At 49.0% G+C, this 16,736-nt stretch carries 11 protein-coding genes; 4 read left to right on the top strand and 7 right to left on the bottom strand.

From position 1 onward, the window contains the following. Window positions 1-18 precede the first annotated feature (18 nt). Genes ELR70_RS04550 through yiaA form a run of 3 tightly spaced genes read left to right on the top strand, consistent with a single transcriptional unit; the run spans window position 19 to window position 1,639 of the window. The gene (locus tag ELR70_RS04550; RefSeq protein WP_054013458.1) at window positions 19-369 is read left to right on the top strand and encodes a hypothetical protein; all 351 of its coding nucleotides are present in this window, start codon (window positions 19-21) and stop codon (window positions 367-369) included. Beyond that, window positions 369-1,181, top strand: coding sequence for a DUF2145 domain-containing protein (locus ELR70_RS04545; protein ID WP_054013459.1), 813 nt, complete (start codon window positions 369-371; stop codon window positions 1,179-1,181). Before ELR70_RS04550 ends, ELR70_RS04545 begins: the two co-directional genes overlap by 1 nt. An 11-nt stretch (window positions 1,182-1,192) precedes the next feature. Next, on the top strand, window positions 1,193-1,639 hold the full coding sequence (yiaA, locus tag ELR70_RS04540; protein ID WP_054013460.1) for an inner membrane protein YiaA: 447 nt from the start codon (window positions 1,193-1,195) through the stop codon (window positions 1,637-1,639). Window positions 1,640-1,669: 30 nt separating this feature from the next. On the opposite strand, the gene ELR70_RS04535 is transcribed toward yiaA, so the two are convergent. The 3 genes from ELR70_RS04535 to ELR70_RS04525 form a co-directional block, all read right to left on the bottom strand. After that, entirely contained in the window at window positions 1,670-7,453 is a 5,784-nt protein-coding gene (locus ELR70_RS04535) for a DNA repair ATPase (RefSeq protein ID WP_054013461.1), read from the bottom strand. A gap of 89 nt (window positions 7,454-7,542) precedes the next feature. Next, window positions 7,543-9,636 (bottom strand): SPFH domain-containing protein, encoded by a 2,094-nt coding sequence (locus tag ELR70_RS04530; protein ID WP_054013462.1) that lies wholly within the window; start codon window positions 9,634-9,636, stop codon window positions 7,543-7,545. Between the two features lie 67 nt (window positions 9,637-9,703). Beyond that, complete coding sequence (locus ELR70_RS04525) at window positions 9,704-10,318, bottom strand: OB-fold-containig protein (RefSeq protein WP_054013463.1); 615 nt, start codon at window positions 10,316-10,318, stop codon at window positions 9,704-9,706. A gap of 423 nt (window positions 10,319-10,741) precedes the next feature. On the opposite strand from ELR70_RS04525, the gene ELR70_RS04520 reads away from it, so the two are divergent. After that, on the top strand, window positions 10,742-12,445 hold the full coding sequence (locus ELR70_RS04520) for a DUF4153 domain-containing protein (protein WP_054013464.1): 1,704 nt from the start codon (window positions 10,742-10,744) through the stop codon (window positions 12,443-12,445). Here the strand turns inward: ELR70_RS04520 and ELR70_RS04515 are convergent. From ELR70_RS04515 to ELR70_RS04500, 4 genes are read right to left on the bottom strand one after another with little or no spacing between them, the layout of a single operon-like run. Beyond that, complete coding sequence (locus ELR70_RS04515; protein ID WP_054013465.1) at window positions 12,442-13,026, bottom strand: GNAT family protein; 585 nt, start codon at window positions 13,024-13,026, stop codon at window positions 12,442-12,444. The genes ELR70_RS04520 and ELR70_RS04515 overlap by 4 nt on opposite strands. 23 nt (window positions 13,027-13,049) lie before the next feature. Next, window positions 13,050-14,129: a hypothetical protein gene (locus tag ELR70_RS04510; RefSeq protein ID WP_054013466.1), complete on the bottom strand. Its 1,080-nt coding sequence runs from the start codon at window positions 14,127-14,129 to the stop codon at window positions 13,050-13,052. Beyond that, window positions 14,126-16,147: a DUF3857 domain-containing protein gene (locus ELR70_RS04505; protein ID WP_054013467.1), complete on the bottom strand. Its 2,022-nt coding sequence runs from the start codon at window positions 16,145-16,147 to the stop codon at window positions 14,126-14,128. The genes ELR70_RS04510 and ELR70_RS04505 overlap by 4 nt, the downstream gene beginning before the upstream one ends. Window positions 16,148-16,175: 28 nt before the next feature. Next, a complete protein-coding gene (locus ELR70_RS04500) occupies window positions 16,176-16,646 on the bottom strand; it encodes a CreA family protein (RefSeq protein WP_054013468.1) in 471 nt (156 codons plus the stop codon). Between the last annotated feature and the right edge of the window lie 90 nt (window positions 16,647-16,736).

Here is a 16,736-nt window from a genome sequence, read left to right as displayed (position 1 = left end):
TTACCAGGAGGGAAAGATATGACTCACTTACTTCGTTCAGTTTTATGCACAGCACTATTAAGTATGGTTTGTACGCAGGCAGCAGCCAATGACAGCCATGCATCACAGGCCAGCCATCATAGTAGCCAGGCCAGTAAGTACAGTGCACTTAGCGTTGGTGAAAGCGCCGTTGAAGGTGCAACGGTGTCTATGGTTGCTGTTGCCATCCCCGTCGCAATAATCGGATTCAGTGCCATTTCAGTAGGTATTGCCAGTACCCAGGCCGCAGCAGGCTTATCTGATGCCGCCAACCCAAAACCTTTGCCCATTTGTGACGATGTATTAATCGCAGGACCTGCACCTTCACAAGCCCTTAACGAGGAGCTGTAATGATGAATTGGATACAAGGATTGTGCGTGGCCGCAGCAATATGTGCCAGCACACATACGATTGCAGGCAGCCAAAACAGTGGTGAAGCCCGCTTTGAAGCTAACCAGATTGCTCAGTTTGCCAAACAGGTTGAGCGCTACAGCGCACAACAAGGCGCGCATGTATTTGTTATCGGCCGGGTCGGTCGTCCCGAGAATGACTTACCTGAGGGCATAGAATTTACCCATGTTGCACTGGCGGTCTACTCCGAACTCACGACCACAGATGGCGAGAAAAAGCAGGGTTATGCTATTCACAATTTATATCAACTGAGCGACGACCCCGGCACCAGCCAGCTGATAGTGGATTACCCGACGGACTTTTTCTGGTCAGTGCATGACCTCAAAGCGGCCATTGCGATACCCACGCGGGCATTGCAACAAAAGTTACTGGATGCAATTGCGCAGGGAGTGCCTGCCAAGGTCCATAATCCGCGTTATTCAGTGGTAGCCAACCCATTTAACAACCAGAAGCAAAATTGCACCGAACACACGCTGAATGTGATCAATGCCGCTTTATATAACACCACGGACATGGCACAGCTTAAAGTGAATACGCGAGCTTATTTTGAGCCGCAAACACTCAATGTCAGCCGCTTTAAACTGGCGCTGGGCTCCTTCTTTAACGATGGCATAGACAGTAGTGATCACCAGGGTAAGGTCAAAACCACCACTTTTACCTCTATAGCCCGCTATCTAAAGAACAATCAGTTGCTGGCACACAGTACCGTGCTGACGCCGGATGGCCCGGTTGAACTGAAATACCCGCTTTAGGAGAACACAGTATGACAACAACAACCCCTTATGCACCGAGTAAAGCATTTAGACTGGCCTCTGTTGCTGCCCTGCTTATTGGTATTGCCTGCTACCTGATAGGCCTGTTCAATGCGCAAATGGCACTGAATGAAAAAGGGTATTACCTGATAGCCCTGCTGTATGGCCTGTTTTCTGCGGTATCACTGCAAAAGTGTATCCGTGACCGACAGGAGCAAATCCCAACCTCAAACATGTATTATGTCTTGAGCCTGGCTTCCACCCTTCTGGCCATAGTGCTACTGGTATTTGCCCTGTGGCGCGCCGAGCTACTGCTCAGTGAAAAGGGCTTTTATGGTATCGCGTATTTGATGAGCCTGTATGCCGCAATTGCCGTTCAAAAGAACGTCCGAGATAGTCAGGGCTTAGTGGCAGATACTCCTGCACCAACCGCGAATAGCACGGAAGGCGAGGAGTAAGCAGAATTTATAAGGCCGCACTGTGCGGCCTTATAGCATATAAGGATTCTCTCCTCTTGGTTCATTGCTATCAGCAGGCGCCAGTTGCAAGTTCTCAAGCTTATCAAGGATCTCTGTGAGTTGCGCCCGCAACCCCGCATCATTACTCTGCTGCGACGCCTGATGCATTTGGCTCAGTAACTCAGTGACCGCTGCTAACGCCTGGGCACTGGCATCATCACTGTAGTTATCTACCTGTACATTAGCCGACTGAATGCGTGCCAGCTGTGCGGTTAATTCGCCAATCAGTGCTTGCTGGGCATCACTTTGCTTTCTCTGTTCAGACTGTTGCTGACTGCTCAGCGATGCCAGCACGTTATCCAGCGCGCTCTGATGATGCGCTAACCCAGCAGCGGACTGCGCCAGTGCATTCGATATATCCTGAGCCTGAGCCGACATGTTGGTTTGCTGCTGCCTGAGCACTGAGTCCAGCGCGGACCGCAGCGTTGCCTGATTGCTGGCAGCAAGCTGATCGCTTTGAGCCATCGCCTGACCAACCGTCTCGCTCAGTGTCTGAACCAGCTCGCTTTGCCCTGACTGTTGATAAGCCACCAGCACTTCGAGCACTTCTTTGAGCTCAGCCTGCCCCTGACGAGTGACGCGGTCACTGTTCTGCGCGACCGAGTTTATTGTCTCAGTGATGGTCTCCAGCCAATGCGGTAGTTGCTGGTTTTGCGCCTTGTGCTGTTCAGCAAGTTGCTCCAACACCGTGAGGATGGCTGGCTGCTCAGTTTGTCGGGTCAGTTGTTGCAGCTGTGCTGTCACGCCCTGTTCACCAAGAATGGCTCGCAATCCTTCAAACTGCTCACTGTAATTGTGACTTAACTGCGTTTTATCCAGACGAGACGCTATCTGTGACAACGCCCCGCTCACTTCAGCCAGTTGCTCAACCGCCAGCAATGCCGGACTTCCTGCGTCATTGGCCCGATTAAGGCGCGCATAGTCCGCCTTGATCTGAGCCCAGCGCTCGTTTTCCTGTACTGTCAGGGTATCGCGCAATTCACCCAGTTTAAGCAAGTTTTCTTCACTGCCCTTACTCAGTGTTTGCGCTTCACCCCGGTAGTGATCCCGGATCAGGTTTTCCAGTTCTGCCTGATTCATGGCGGCGACTACCTTTTCGGCCATCTTATTCATGTTGCGGTAACTGCCCTGCAACTTAAATGGTGGCTCAGTACGATAATTATCGTCCTGCGCTGCTGAGGCAATATATTGGGCGTTTACTTTAAGCACGGTTTCGCGAATGACCAGTAACTTCTGAAGTACCGCTGTAATTTCATTCGCCTGTGCCTGAGAGTAGCCATATTCCAGCTCGTTCAGAGAAATGTCTTCCCCCTGCGCAATTCGGACCAGCTTGTACAAATCAGCCATATTGCGGTTTGCCAGTGGCGCCAGCACTGCATTGGAAGTAAGTGCGTTCTCCACAAAGCTCATGGCAAACTCTTGCTCACACCCGGCCAGTGTATCGCCCAGGTTGTAAATGTCAGCCCGGTTCGCCAGCATGTCCGGGATCTTAAAGCTTTCACCCGATTCGGTATACGGGTTACCCGCCATCACCACTGCAAACTTTTTACCACGCAGGTCGTAGGTTTTACTCTTACCATTCCATACCCCGTCAATGCGTCGTGAGCCGTCACACAACGAAATAAACTTTTGTAAAAACTCCGGGTTGGTATGCTGAATGTCATCCAGATAGAGCATTACGTTGTTGCCCATTTCGAAGCTCTGGTTGATTTTATCTATCTCTTTGGCGGCGGTCGCATTGATTGCCTGCGACGGATCTAAAGAGACCTGATCATGACCAATAGACGGACAGTTCACTTTAACAAAGGTCAGCCCCAGACGGTTTGCCACATATTCAATCAAAGTGGTTTTACCGTATCCCGGCGGCGAGATCAGCAATAACATGCCCATTAAATCGGTGCGCTTAGCACTGCCTGAGGCACCGATTTGCTTGGCCAGGTTATCGCCAATGATCGGAAAATAGACCTTATCAATGAGCTGGTTACGCACAAATGAGCTCAGCGGTCTGGGCTTAAACTCTTCCAGTTGCAGACGCGCTTTTTGCGCCTGCAGCACATCGGCTTTTAACTGCTGATAGTGCTGATATGCAGGTAAAGCCTGCTCAATGTAAGCACTGGTCCGGGCCAAAAACTCAGCATAATCGAGCGCCAGAGTCTGCTCTTCAATACGCAGGTGTTGCCCCATCAAACCGGATACGTGCGTCTGCGTCTGAACATCCCGCACCTGATAACTGAGTGCTTTGTGCTCAACCAGCAACAAGTAATTCGCCGCTTCAATCTGACAGTCGAGGCTCGCGTCATGTTGCTCGCCATAAGCACTCAGCCAGCCAGACGCCAGGCGGCACTTCTCTGACAAGGTGGTTAACTCAGCAAAGGTCTCTTGCAGCGTCTGCCAGAAGCCTTTGGCTTTAGCCATACTCTGGAACTGCTCCGCCAGTTTACGTGCGTCTGCCTGCACTTCAAACTGCGGCTGGTCGTTACTGCTTGCCAACACCTGAATGAGATATTCAGCGCTCAGTGGCGCAGAATAACGCGCCAGACTCCCTGTGTAATCACCCAGCTGCGCTGCAAAATGGTTTAGTTGTTCACTTAGCTCACCAATCAGTAACTGGTTAAAGCGCGGATCGTTCAGCGTCGTGGCCATCAATTGCGCCTGAGTGGCTTGTTGCTGCAACGGTTGTAATTTCTCACGCTCTAACGCAGAGACAAACAGCTGCGCCATCACCCGGCAGCTGGCGGGATAGATCAGCAACCCCAGCTCGCTTTTCTGTTTCAGTAACGCACTCAGGATCTGGGTTGCATCAAAGTCATGAATGCCTTTTTCATAGCCTTCCTGATATCTGGGCTCAGCAAATGCTTGCACTAAAGTCAGTAACGAGTCTTCTTGCTGTGCACGCTGGAGCTGTTCCATCGACAAGCCAGACTCACCTCGTTGCGCCGCACGCAGGATCTGCGCTGACAAAAACTCACCGCGATAAATCTCTGCACTTTCGGAAGGCAAGGTTTGCGCCCAGTAATCCGCGGCCTGTGCCAACTGTGAACGGGCTTGCTGATCGGGAATAACATCGAAGTACTCGGTACCGGTCAGGTGTAGCATTAACTCGTCATCTCGAGGCAACAACGTCAGGTCCAGCACCTGTTTATTAACACTAAAGCCATGCTTGCCGATTTTGACGGTTTTGCCGCCATCGCTATAGATATCCTGTTTATCTCTGAGCGAACGGATCCCCTGATCTTTACTGGCTTTGAGCTTAGCGGCAATGTCATCTGCTTTAACCTCGTCGCCAAGCTCTTTTAGTTCCTGAGTCAGACTGCGCAGCTTACTGATCATAGGGTCAGAGGCAAAATAACTGTTTATCTGGTCCAGCTCAGTAAAGCTTTGGGTGCGACGGCTTACTCCCTGCAAAATCCGCTCTGCTGCGGTTGCCAGATTCAGTGCCCGACGTTGGCGTTCGTCAATCAGCTGCTGCTTATGCGCTTCAAAGCTTTCGTAAACATCATCCCGCTTTGCCAGGATCTCACTCAGAAACTCATCGTACTCACTGAACTGAGACTCAAGCTCCTCAAGCTGTATAAGCAACCGAGAGAGCTGCTCGTCACATTGTTCAGGCGTTTTAGCGGCACTCAGGGCACTGGTGATACTCTGACTGAACAGCTTAAAGCGCGCGGCAAATTCGGCCTTGGCCTCAACACTCCCGAGACTTTTACGGCGGATCTCAACGGCCGCTTTAGCGCGGTTAACCAGCGCATAGACGCCACTCACGTCTTCAAGAATTTGGGTTCTTACCCGGCTGTCTTCAATCTCCAGATCCAGCATGGTGTGGTTGAGCAGATCCAACTCGCCGCCCAGCGTTTCCAGTGAACCAAGATACCCTTTGAGCTCAGTGACACTGTCGCTTTGCTCACTTTTCTCATTAATTTCCTGCAACTGCTCATGATACGGCGCCAGTGCTTTATCCTGCTGCAGGAAAGTCGCCGTGGCATGGCTGAGTATGCGAGTCTGCTCATCAATATTGCTTTGAATGGTACTGAGTACATCCAGATTAATGTATTTCACTTCCTCCAGACTGATCACTTTCCCTTTGAGCAGTTTCAGCGCATCCAGACTGGCCACAAACTCGCTGGCCAGTTTAAAGCTATCGGGGCGTACCTCACGCAGTACCTGATGGCTTTCCTGTTCAATTTCCGCTTCGGCCTGTCGGGCACTTTGCTGGATCTGGCTGACTTTTTCGAACTCGTCCAGCACCTGCTCTGAGGTTTCAAAGATGTCATGCAGCTGCGAATTAATGGTGCTGAAATCCGCTTCTGCCAGCCAGTGGTAACGGTCAAGTATTCCGCGGGTATGGGAGATCAGATCCTCGTAATGAAAGACACTGGGGTTTTGTTCACTGATGGCCTTACAGACACTGTATAAATCAGAGATAGCCCTGACCAGATCCGGGTTGCCTATACGGCCAAGGCCGCTTGTGGGTGCCGGCGCATTGGCTGCAAACTCTGCTGAACAAAAGGGGCTTTGCCAGATCTGGATGGGATGAACCCGCTCAGCTTCTTCCTGCTCTGCTTTAAAGGTCAGCGTTAAACCGTCTTCATAAATGCCATAGCCATGACAATAAATGGGGTTTTGCAGGTTCTTTTCGATGATGTTGTAGGCAAACAGCGCATAGCGACCTTCGGTAGGCTCATAAAAAACGTACAGCACGTCTTCACCATTAGGCGATTTCAGCTGACGATGAAACTCCAAATCCTCTATTTTATCTTCAAAATAGCGCGTCTGGCCGGATTGCAAATAGTATCCACCCGGGAAAATGATACCGTGGTCTTCAGGCAACTGGACACAAGCCTGACCGATGGCATCCTGTCTCACTACCTGTTGACTGCGGCAATTATAGATAAAGTAACGCCACTGCTTTTCGCGATAGGGTAATACCCTGAGCAGGATCAATTCCCCCACCTGAGCATAATACAACTCACAGTCTGCCAATGACTGATTACTGTCTTCCACCGGCTCGCTGTAAATCCCTTCGCCAGTTTCCGTATTGTTCTCTATTTTGATGGTCAGGTCGCCACCAACGGTTTCGACAAACACTTTGTCGAGCACATTAATGTGCGGGTGTCGGCCTTCCTCATGCTGGGCACGGTCCGTCTTAATCCATTCAAAATCAAAGCCGCTGTGCTCTGAGATGTCTCGTTCACCACGGTTGTCGATATAGTCGAGCGTATTGTCCGCGGCAATTTGCCAGCGGAATACCCTGACATCGCTCAGCCTGTCACCAATCTGGAACAGCGCAAACAGCTTGCCACCTTGCACAAACAGGTGCTGCAAACGGGTTTCTTTGTAATAGGTATAAAGCTCTTCAAAGTCCCGCAAAAAGCGGGCGTCGGTCAGAAACTTGGTCTCTGAAGGGTAAGGTTCAACCTCATAGTGGTCATCCTGCTGCACCAGCTTTTGTACACTAAATACATCACTGACGTGGGTGCTTTGCTTGAGGCCCATAAAGACGTTGTATGCAAAGATCAGTTTGTCGCCAATCAGTACTATGTCTCTGGGAATACAATTATGCTCAGTGCGAACCCGGGCACGACCCTGTACTTTCAGCTCAGTGCTGCCAAACGCATCAACACGCTGGCTATTGAGGTCATCCACCTGAGTGCGTAGCTCACTACCGAAGTTACTCAGACGGCGCTTTATCAGTTGATAGGAGCCCTGCTCCAGCGCGCTGTGTGATGCAGTGTCCTGGCTTGTTGGTTCCGTCATATCACTTTCCTGTAATCATATCCGGTGCGCAATACCGGTTCGCTATCACGCACCTTAAAAAACATTGGGGCAACGCCCCGGCGCAGGGTTTATTCCTGTGTTGTGTTTTTAGCTGAATTACCGTTCAGTGAATTGCCAAGCAGGCTAAGCAATTGCTGTTTTTCGGCATCTGATGTGTTGCTCAATTGCTGGAAAAACTTACTCATATTGATGTTCTTCAGGGTCTCAGACGAAGCATTGGCACCTGCCAGCACGCCTTTGAGGTCATCCATCAGATTCCGCTCACCGTTAAGGTGATCTTTAAACACGGTCTGCATTGTCTGGCTTTCGTTAACCAAACCATCAATGGATTTACCCAGTGTGATGGCGTTCATAAACTGGTTGAAGAACTGGCCGTCACCACCCATAAAGTTAATGTCTGCATCGCTCAGTGCCTTAGCCAGCACTTGTGCCTGGTGAGCTGCAATTTCTTTGTTCGCTTCCAGCTGCGCCAGCGTCAACTCTTTTTGCTGGTTCAGTTGCAGCGTAAAGCCTTCATAGTCACGGGCATCTTTATCCATAGCATTAAGGGCCTGTAGCTTCTCTTCCAGACCTTTGGCTTCGGCCGACATTCTGCGCTCAAGGTTAATCGCTTCCGCTTCACCCTGTTTCTCCATGGCTTCTGCCATAGCAGTTTGTACTTCGGCATCTGCCAGACCAATATCGCGCTTACCGTGGGCCTCTGCTTCTAGCTTCTGCTGCAGTACTTTGGCGTCTGTTTCACCCTGCAATGCGTTGGCTTGTGCTTTAGCCTTGATCACCTCGGCTTCCGCCAGACCTGAAGCAGCAGCTTCAACCTGCATTGCCTCTGCCAGAATTTTCTTCGACTCAGCCTGCTGGTTTGCAATACGCAGCTCAGCTTCAGCCATTTTTTCCATTTCACGGGCTTTGAATTCTGCTGCCTGCTCTTGTGCTTTTGCCGCTTCAATGTCTTTCACTAAAGCTTCCTCTGCTTCAGCCTGGGCACGGATCACAATGGCTTGCTTGTCACGCTCGGCAGCCGCCAGTGTCTGCACGTCTTTAATGCGCTCTTGCTCTTGGGCTACGGTTTTCTCAACCGCAACACGGTCACGTTGCACATCTGCAATCTCTTTACGCTCCACTTCCAGCGCTTTTTCTTTGTTAATGCGCAGGATCTCGGTTTCTTTTTCACGCTCAATGACTTCAATTTCACGCGAACGGGCGACTTTTTCTTCTTCAATGGCCAGCACGCGCAGACGATTTTGCTCAGCAATATCGACTTCACGCTGCCTGTTCTGCTCTGCAATCTGGATTGCTTCATCGGCTTTAAGGCGCGCTTGTTCAGACTTCAGGCGCTCTTCTTGCTTGACGCGTTCAGCTTCGGCTTCTTCGCGTGCCTGAACGGTTTCAATCTCACGCTTTTGCTTCGCTTTGGCATCTTCTTTCTGACGCTCAATTTCCAGCGTTTTTTCCAGTGCCGCCTGATTCTGGATCTCGATTTGCGCCTGCTCGTCACACTTTAACTGGTTGGTTTCAACGTTTTGCGCTGCGGTTTTTTCAGTGATACGGCGAATACCTTCCGCATCGAGAATATTGCTTGCATCCAGCTTGTGGATTGAGGTTTGCTCCAGATAGTCAATCGCCACATCTTCTAATGTATAGCCCGACAGGTCCTGACCAATCACCTCTTTGATGCTGTCGCGGAACTCATTACGGTGTGTGAACAGCTCCTCAAAGTTCATCTGTTTACCCACAGTTTTCAGTGCTTCTGAGAACTTGGCTTCAAACAGTTCTTGCAGTGTTTCCGGCTCAGACGCGCGCGCACACCCTACCTGTTTTGCTACCCGCAGTATGTCTTCTTTATTTTCATTCACGCGGATATAAAAGGTAATGGCAATGTCGGCACGAATGTTGTCTTTACAGATCAAACCACTGCTGTCGCGGCGCTCCAGCACCATGCGTTTGGTCGAAATGTCCATCACTTCCATCTTGTGGATCACCGGATAAACAATGCCGCCTGTGGTGGTAACATCTGGCTCATTCTTCGTTTTATTGATGATCAGGGCATGGCCTTGTTCCACCTTACGATAGAATTTACCAATTAACATAATGACTGCAAAAACAACGGTGATGACCAAACCAGCGATAGTCAAAACAGGTCCAAGGTTATTTAAAAATTCCATATCTCTTCCTGATAAGTTTTATAAGTTATTCCCGGGCGCTTATCCGGCGCCGTTTAAAATTGAGCCATCACCAGGGGTTGGTGACGATTGTATAGCTATGGGTTGTTGCGTTGTGTTCAATCAGCAGTGCTTTATCACCCTGAGTAAACGTATTTTCTTCATCACATCTGACTTCGACTAACTGCTCGCTGCCCTCATAGGAAACGCGCGCCTGGCCAAATGTTGCGGTGACTTTTCCGGTGGCAATCACACATTCCAGTCCGACTAACGCATCTTTACTGCTTGTTTGCTGACTTTCAAATAAGCCACGCAGGGGTCGCACTGCAGCTGCAGCCAACGGCAACGCCACGAACAGGCTACCCAGCATAAAAGCGCCGCCTGTCAGGTAAAACATCACACCATCGCCCAGCAGATACGCAAATAGTTTTTGAGCGTAAAAGCTAACCACCCAGCTCAGTGCAACGATTAAGCTGATTGACACGGTTAAGGGTACGCCGCCAAAGCCCATTTGCCATAACGAGCCGCCGTCAGCCCCCCCCTCAACTTCGATATCGGCATCGCCATCGAGCATATCGGGGTCGGCAAAACCAGCTAAAGAAATCAGCCAAAACAGTAGTACTATCAGCAGTAATGTAGAGTAGACCACTGTGGGAAAAGTGAAGGCCGTGTTTAAAAAGTCCATATTTCCTCCTTACACGGGCAATTGTTGCGTTTATGAAAACGAAAGGAGCATAGCGTGGTAATGGCAATCATAACACCTGCTAAACGCCAGCTTGGTAAACAAACGTAAAAAGCGCCGCTTTAAATCGCCAGATAGCCGCATGTGAGAATGGGGTACCATATGCCCAAATACAAACAGCATATCTAACCATGGGAAGATTCTTTCGCACCATTTAAGCTAGAGTCTTCAGGCACTTATTTGACAGGTTCAAACATCAATGATGTCTGTTTACCACACAGTCAATCTGCCACACCAAGACATAATATGTCAAACGCTTTGTTGCATAATTCAGAGATTTAACTCACTGGGGTTCTTCTTTTACTTGCATTTCAGCCCTGTTAAGTTTAAATGACAGGAACAAGGAACTGATATTGTGAGAAACTTATGGAACCATTGCTGGCTGGCCGTAAACTGCTACTGGTCGCACTACTGCAAAGCTTTTTTCTGATCATCCTGCATCAATCTGTCAACTTCGAGTTTTGGCCAGGACAATCACCGCACTGGCTGTTTGCCGCCTATTCGTTGATTATATTTGTGCCCTCAACCCTGATTTTTTCAAGCTTTGCTCAGCTTAGAGCGTCGTTTTATATCCAGCTGGGGCTCTATGCACTGATATTCACTCTGTGTGGCTTTTATCTGGGCAGCCAGCTGCTTCCTGAACGCGCACCTTTACCTTCTCAGGCCTGGCCTTACCCACTGATCGTGTTTCTGGCCTCTGTATTACTGGTGCCATGGATAACTCAAAACAGTCGAGCAAACTGGTTGCCCAGCTACGATTTGCTAAGCGCCTCGCTGGGTCGCTTTTTATTGGTTTTCGCTGCGGCGCAGTTATTTACGCTGTCTGTACTGATGTTGTTAATGTTATGGGCCAGTTTGTTTGAAGTGATTGAAATCGGGTTTTTCACCGATTTGTTTTCTGAGCCCTGGTTTTTCTACCCAGCCATTACATTAAGCCAGGCCATTGGCGTTATCCAGGCGCGCAGTCGCAGCAACTTCGCCAATCAGCTATTCGCCATTTGTCGAAACTTTGCCACCTTGTTATTACCTGTATTGAGCGCTGTGGCCATGCTGTTTTTCGTGGCTGTGTTATTCAGTGAGTTAGACACACTCTGGCACAACGGCGGAAGTAGCCTGATCTTTGTGCTGGTCGGGGCCATCGTATTGTGCTTAAACCTGTCTGGAGACGCGTTAACTCAGCGCCGGTGGTATCGCCATTTCATTGCAATAGGTCTGCTCCTTTTGCCCTGCTACCTGGCACTCAGCGGTTGGGGTTTATACCTCAGAATAGGTCAATACGGCCTAAGCCTGGCACGACTTTGGGCGGTGCTGATTGCAGGCGTTAGCATGGCTGTTTGTCTTGGTTATGTGTGGCAACTCGCCGCTCACAAGCGCGACTGGCACAAGCGATTGAGCGCAGTTAATCGACCGCTGACTTTGTGTCTGCTTGGGCTGCTGATAACGACCCAAACGCCATTGCTGGATTTTCGAGGTCTGAGTGTTAACTCTCAGATAAAGCGCCTCAATGCCGGGATTACCCAGCCTGCGGACTTCGACCCTCGCTATCTGGTGAATGAGCTGGGACAAAAAGGGCTGATTGCACTCGAATCGCTACAACATGAAGTCAGCGACGAGCAACTAAAGCGGCGGATCCAAACTGCACTGACTCTGGAAACAAAACCACTGACGACGCAAACCTTATTGGATCTGATTGAAATGCCAGAGCACGATAAGCATTCACTACCACAGAACTTAGTGACCGCTCTGGAGACTTTTGCCAGACACAACTCGCATTTGTTTGAAGACGCCTCAGAGCTAATGCTGCGCACCATTGAGCTCGATAATACACCTGAGCCTGAATATTTGTTCATTGCCAAGACTCAGCGCAGAGTTGAGCTCAGAGTGTTCTACCTGGGCACTGTAAATGGTGTACAAGGCTGGCAAACAGGCTATCTGGATCAGAAAGTCTATGGTGAACAGTCGGACGACCTGCTGGATGCCATTAAGTCAGGTAACTTTGAGATTGTAGAGCCCAGATTTAAGGACATCCAGATTGGCGGGCATCGCTTTGAGCTTCACAGCCCGTTTTAACGGGCTGTGAGTTTTGCTTTAAGATGGTTGCGAACCGCTGGCCACTCAGAGGCCAGAATGGAATACACGGCGGTATCACGAACAGAGCCATCCGCCAAAATCTGATGACTTCTGAGTACGCCATCCAATTTAGCCCCTAAACGCTCGATTGCTTGTCGTGACGGGTGATTAAAAAAGTGCGTTTTGAATTCCAGTGACAACGCACCACACGTTTCGAACAAGTTTGTCATCAACAAGAGTTTTGCCTCCGTGTTGACCGGTGTTCGCCTGACCGCTGCGCTATACCAGGTATAACCAATCGAAGCGCGTTTGTGCTCGGGCTTAATATCGTAATAGCGGGTAGTACCAACAATGTGCCCGCTTGCTATCGATCTTACAACGAAGGTCACCTGATCCTCTGCAACCTTACTTAACGCTTTTTCGACATACTGTTGCATCTGTTGGGGTGACGGCACATTTGCATACCAGAGCTTCCAACTTTGGCCATCCTCAACAGCTTCTTTAAGCTCATCAACATGTTCAAGAGCCAGGGGCTCAAGCCTTATGTACTGGCCTTCCAGCGGCGTATTCTTAATCCACATTATCTACTCCTTTTTCAATTAGGTTAAAAATAGCTCAGCTTAAACTGCGCGTATTGATCAGACTGAATAAACCCACTGTCACCACTAAAATCTGCCAGTTCCTGCTCGGTAAATTGGATTTCAAAGGTCTTCTTAATAAAAGAAAGTAGCTCTGCCGAGAACTCATGCTCACCTGAGAACAAAGAAACCTGTAGTAACATCAAGTATCCATAGGAGTGGCCCGACGCTCGGTATAGGGCATCTAGCGCCAGGGCAAAGCCCTCCCGCTTATTCCCTTGACGGGCCTGTAAAACGGCCTCTTCCATTAAAATTGGCGCGCTGCTACGTATTGCTTCGGGCACTTGCTCGTACTCAGACAATGCCTTGGCATACTCGTTGAGGTTGCTGTACAAATTTGCTCTTAGCAGGCCCTGGTACTCATGCTGACTGTCCGATAAAACGCGGTTGCAAAATGCTTGATATGCCTCTGAGCTACAACGCTTAATAAATCGAAACAATGATTCATGTACGACCCCAAGCATACGCACCTCTTCGGGCAAGGCCAGATAATGTTCCAGTGCCGACTGTGGATCATTATTCTCTATCTGCTCTTCTATTTTTGTAAGTGCGTCATCATATCCTTTTTGTTCAATATGTTTTTCATATTCGCCCAGATAATTGACGACACTGGAACGAAACACATGATTGTGGACATCCACCAGTTTCTTCCCCTGTTTGGTCAAAACCAGATCTACCAGAGCATAACTGCCGTTGTTATTGGAAAAGATATAATGACTGTACCAGTAGTTCCCTTGTGTCCGACTGTGTGAGTAGACAACATGATCGAAACGACTCAGACCTTTCAATGCGGCAATCGTGACAATGGCGCTGTTCAGTGCAAACTCTTCCTCGCTAATGCCTATCTCATCTTTGGCATAAGTTTCGCTGGCTTCTTTGTCTATCAAGTCCAACAGCATGCGGGGGTCGGGATCATTTAGCACGTATTCCAGCGTTTTATTTGCATCATAAATAGACTGAGTGTCGTTAAGTAGCACCGTTTTTTTGGTTGATGCACATCCGGACGTAATCAAGATCAGCAGTAATGTTCCAATTAAACGCATCATAATGACTCTCCAACAAACTTCATCTTAGTCGTACGTTCCATCTGGTCGACGAAATCTCTGAATACGGTGTGGTTCGGGTTGGTCGTCACCTCAGATACCGAGCCACCAAATCCGGTGAACTTGCTGGCCTGCTTTAATTTGCTCAGGTGAGCGGGCACCGCTTCAACCGGCACATATTCTGCGAGCGCCTCGTACTGACTGTGAAAAGTCACTCGACGGCGATCATATTCCATTGCACTGTGAATACGCATATAGGGATCAGTGAAAGACTTTTGATAAGCCAGCGCACTGAAATCAACGTCCATAGGCATCAGCAACGTAACCCGTTGAGACGTTGTCATTGGGTATACTTTTGCCAGCGGTTGCTTACGGCGGACTGTCTGAGGTAGTTTGACATACTGGCCGACATTGCCAGCACCAAGATAAAATTCAACTGAGCCGGCGTCTCCTGATTGCCAAAAATCGGGCACCCAATAAGACTCAACAACCGTGATCACATTGTCGCGGCGATTGTCCGAAAAGGAAATGGGGGTTTTAACCTGAACCCCAGGATAAAACTGTGCGTAGTAATTCAGCGAGTGTTCCTGAAATTGCTTCTTTTGCGAAGAGGCCAGCTGATAACGCAGACGCTCGGCTTGCCAACCATAATACTGTGACTCAATACGCCATTGCACTGGCGAAACATAATCAGGGGCAATGATCATTTCATTGATGTCGATACCATGGCGTGCCACTTTAACCTCAACTTCTTTCAAAGCACCAGATTGCGCATCGACTAACAAAGCCCTTCCGTAATCGGGCTGATATAAAGCGTTCAGGCTGTTTCCCTGATAGCTAATTGTCGGGTCTACCCAAAACTCCTGTCCGTCCAGGGTAAAATAAGTAATGACATGGTTAAACGCGCTATGCGTCGGTAAAAACTCATTGATGTAGTCTCGCTTTTCGGTAGATACCAATGCAGGTTGCGCTTCGATTTCAAGTGCCTTAAGCAGGGTGTTCAGCAACAGTGTTTTGTCTTTACAGTCACCAAAGCGTTTCTCATAAACCTGATGTGGCATATTAGGCTGATGCGAGTTCACACCAAGCTCTAAGCCAAGATATCGGATCTCATCCTGAACAAACGTAATCGCCTGCTCAATGGCCTGATCTTGAGGCAGTGCTTTTAGTTCATTAATATACGCCTGTAACGCCGGGCTCAGCTCTGAATCTACTTTGAACAGCTCAGCCGCCCAGGCTTGTACTTCAAGCCAGGAATTGAACTCAGTAAACTGAATATAGGGAAAAGGGCTAAACCAGCCAGGAAGCTCGTGCTCTACTGTATGCGCTACGCTGTTCTCCACACGCACCGTGTAGGTTTGCATGGTATCGCTTTGTTGGTGTTGCACCTGGGCATTTGAGTCGCCGAACACTTTATACGCTACTTTTTTATCTCCGGGCAGCGTCAGCTTAAAGGTCAGTAAATCCACAGCGACACGCCACCCCAGATTATCAAAGTAACTGAAGCGCTCTCCCAGCACCGGGTTAGTACCAGACAAACTATAACTCACATCCAGTTCGTCACCAACGCGCACATCCTGAAGCAAAATCAGTGCATCAAACAAGCCTGAATACATATTGTTTTGCTGATCATCTTCCGCGTTGATCACCTTAATGTCTTGCTGACTTAGCTGATAAACCGCCTCCCCCTCTCGCAATATCGTGACGTTGTGAAACACCAGCTTCTGAAACGCAGGGTTAAACCGCACTCGTACGGTGCTCCCTTCCTGAACACCTGCAGCGTCAGTAAATACATAACGATTATGAGAAAAAGACATTTGCTCAGTCACATCACTCACCTGCTTGTCCACCAGCCGATAATGAAGTGGTTTGTGCAGGGTATCTGGTAATTTTGCCAGTGTTTGCGTCTCGACCCAGTCAGGTGCAGGTATGATGCCAACATCCGGGCGTTCACCCAATGCCTGGGCGGGGCTAATCCAAACCATCACAATGATAGCCAGGGTGGTAAGTAGCTGCTTCATAATACTCAACTTATTGTATTTCAGTTAATTATTTTTGACCAACAAGGTTTTCTGAATAGGCCTGAGTGCCCCACAACGGCACAGTCGATAAACTGTGTTTAAAACTCCCGGAGGTCTCTTTGGTTGTATATGACAAGTACATGAGGGTTTGATGCTCGCCATCATATATCCGTCTGACTTTCATGGATTTGAAAAACACGCTTTTAGACTGTTTAAACACCACTTCACCAGATTTGCTCTTATCTATCTGCGCTATCATTTGCGGTGTAATCTCCCCTGTCTGACGACAAGCAATGGAGCTGTCGCTTGGGTCCGACAGACTGAGATCGGCTTCAACACTGGCGACGTGGCAAGTAACCCCAGTAACAATCGGGTCTGTCATGGAGTGTAATTTGATGTCTTTGAGCGTAAACAAACCAAGGGATACATCGCCGACTTCACTGTCTGAGCAGGCGCCTAGTAAGGTAATTAAAGGAAGCAGCAGTAGTCTTTTTTTCATCATCTTTCCTGAGACGTGTGTATTTGTGGAGTTTACCATTGTTGCACAAACCCGCTATCAAAAATATCACTCGGGTCTGAATGTATTGGT

The sequence above is a fragment of the Pseudoalteromonas sp. R3 genome (assembly GCF_004014715.1).
Classification (GTDB): Bacteria; Pseudomonadota; Gammaproteobacteria; order Enterobacterales; family Alteromonadaceae; genus Pseudoalteromonas.
This window is presented reverse-complemented; position numbering and strand designations above follow the sequence as displayed.

What these genes read in the sequence shown, in the direction of transcription:
- ELR70_RS04550 (WP_054013458.1), top strand. Translation starts at nt 19, where the DNA reads ATGACTCACTTACTTCGTTCAGTTTTATGCACAGCACTATTAAGTATG.
- ELR70_RS04535 (WP_054013461.1), bottom strand. Translation starts at nt 7,453, where the DNA reads ATGACGGAACCAACAAGCCAGGACACTGCATCACACAGCGCGCTGGAG.
- ELR70_RS04525 (WP_054013463.1), bottom strand. Translation starts at nt 10,318, where the DNA reads ATGGACTTTTTAAACACGGCCTTCACTTTTCCCACAGTGGTCTACTCT.
- ELR70_RS04530 (WP_054013462.1), bottom strand. Translation starts at nt 9,636, where the DNA reads ATGGAATTTTTAAATAACCTTGGACCTGTTTTGACTATCGCTGGTTTG.
- ELR70_RS04510 (WP_054013466.1), bottom strand. Translation starts at nt 14,129, where the DNA reads ATGATGCGTTTAATTGGAACATTACTGCTGATCTTGATTACGTCCGGA.
- ELR70_RS04515 (WP_054013465.1), bottom strand. Translation starts at nt 13,026, where the DNA reads ATGTGGATTAAGAATACGCCGCTGGAAGGCCAGTACATAAGGCTTGAG.
- ELR70_RS04500 (WP_054013468.1), bottom strand. Translation starts at nt 16,646, where the DNA reads ATGAAAAAAAGACTACTGCTGCTTCCTTTAATTACCTTACTAGGCGCC.
- yiaA (WP_054013460.1), top strand. Translation starts at nt 1,193, where the DNA reads ATGACAACAACAACCCCTTATGCACCGAGTAAAGCATTTAGACTGGCC.
- ELR70_RS04545 (WP_054013459.1), top strand. Translation starts at nt 369, where the DNA reads ATGATGAATTGGATACAAGGATTGTGCGTGGCCGCAGCAATATGTGCC.
- ELR70_RS04505 (WP_054013467.1), bottom strand. Translation starts at nt 16,147, where the DNA reads ATGAAGCAGCTACTTACCACCCTGGCTATCATTGTGATGGTTTGGATT.
- ELR70_RS04520 (WP_054013464.1), top strand. Translation starts at nt 10,742, where the DNA reads ATGGAACCATTGCTGGCTGGCCGTAAACTGCTACTGGTCGCACTACTG.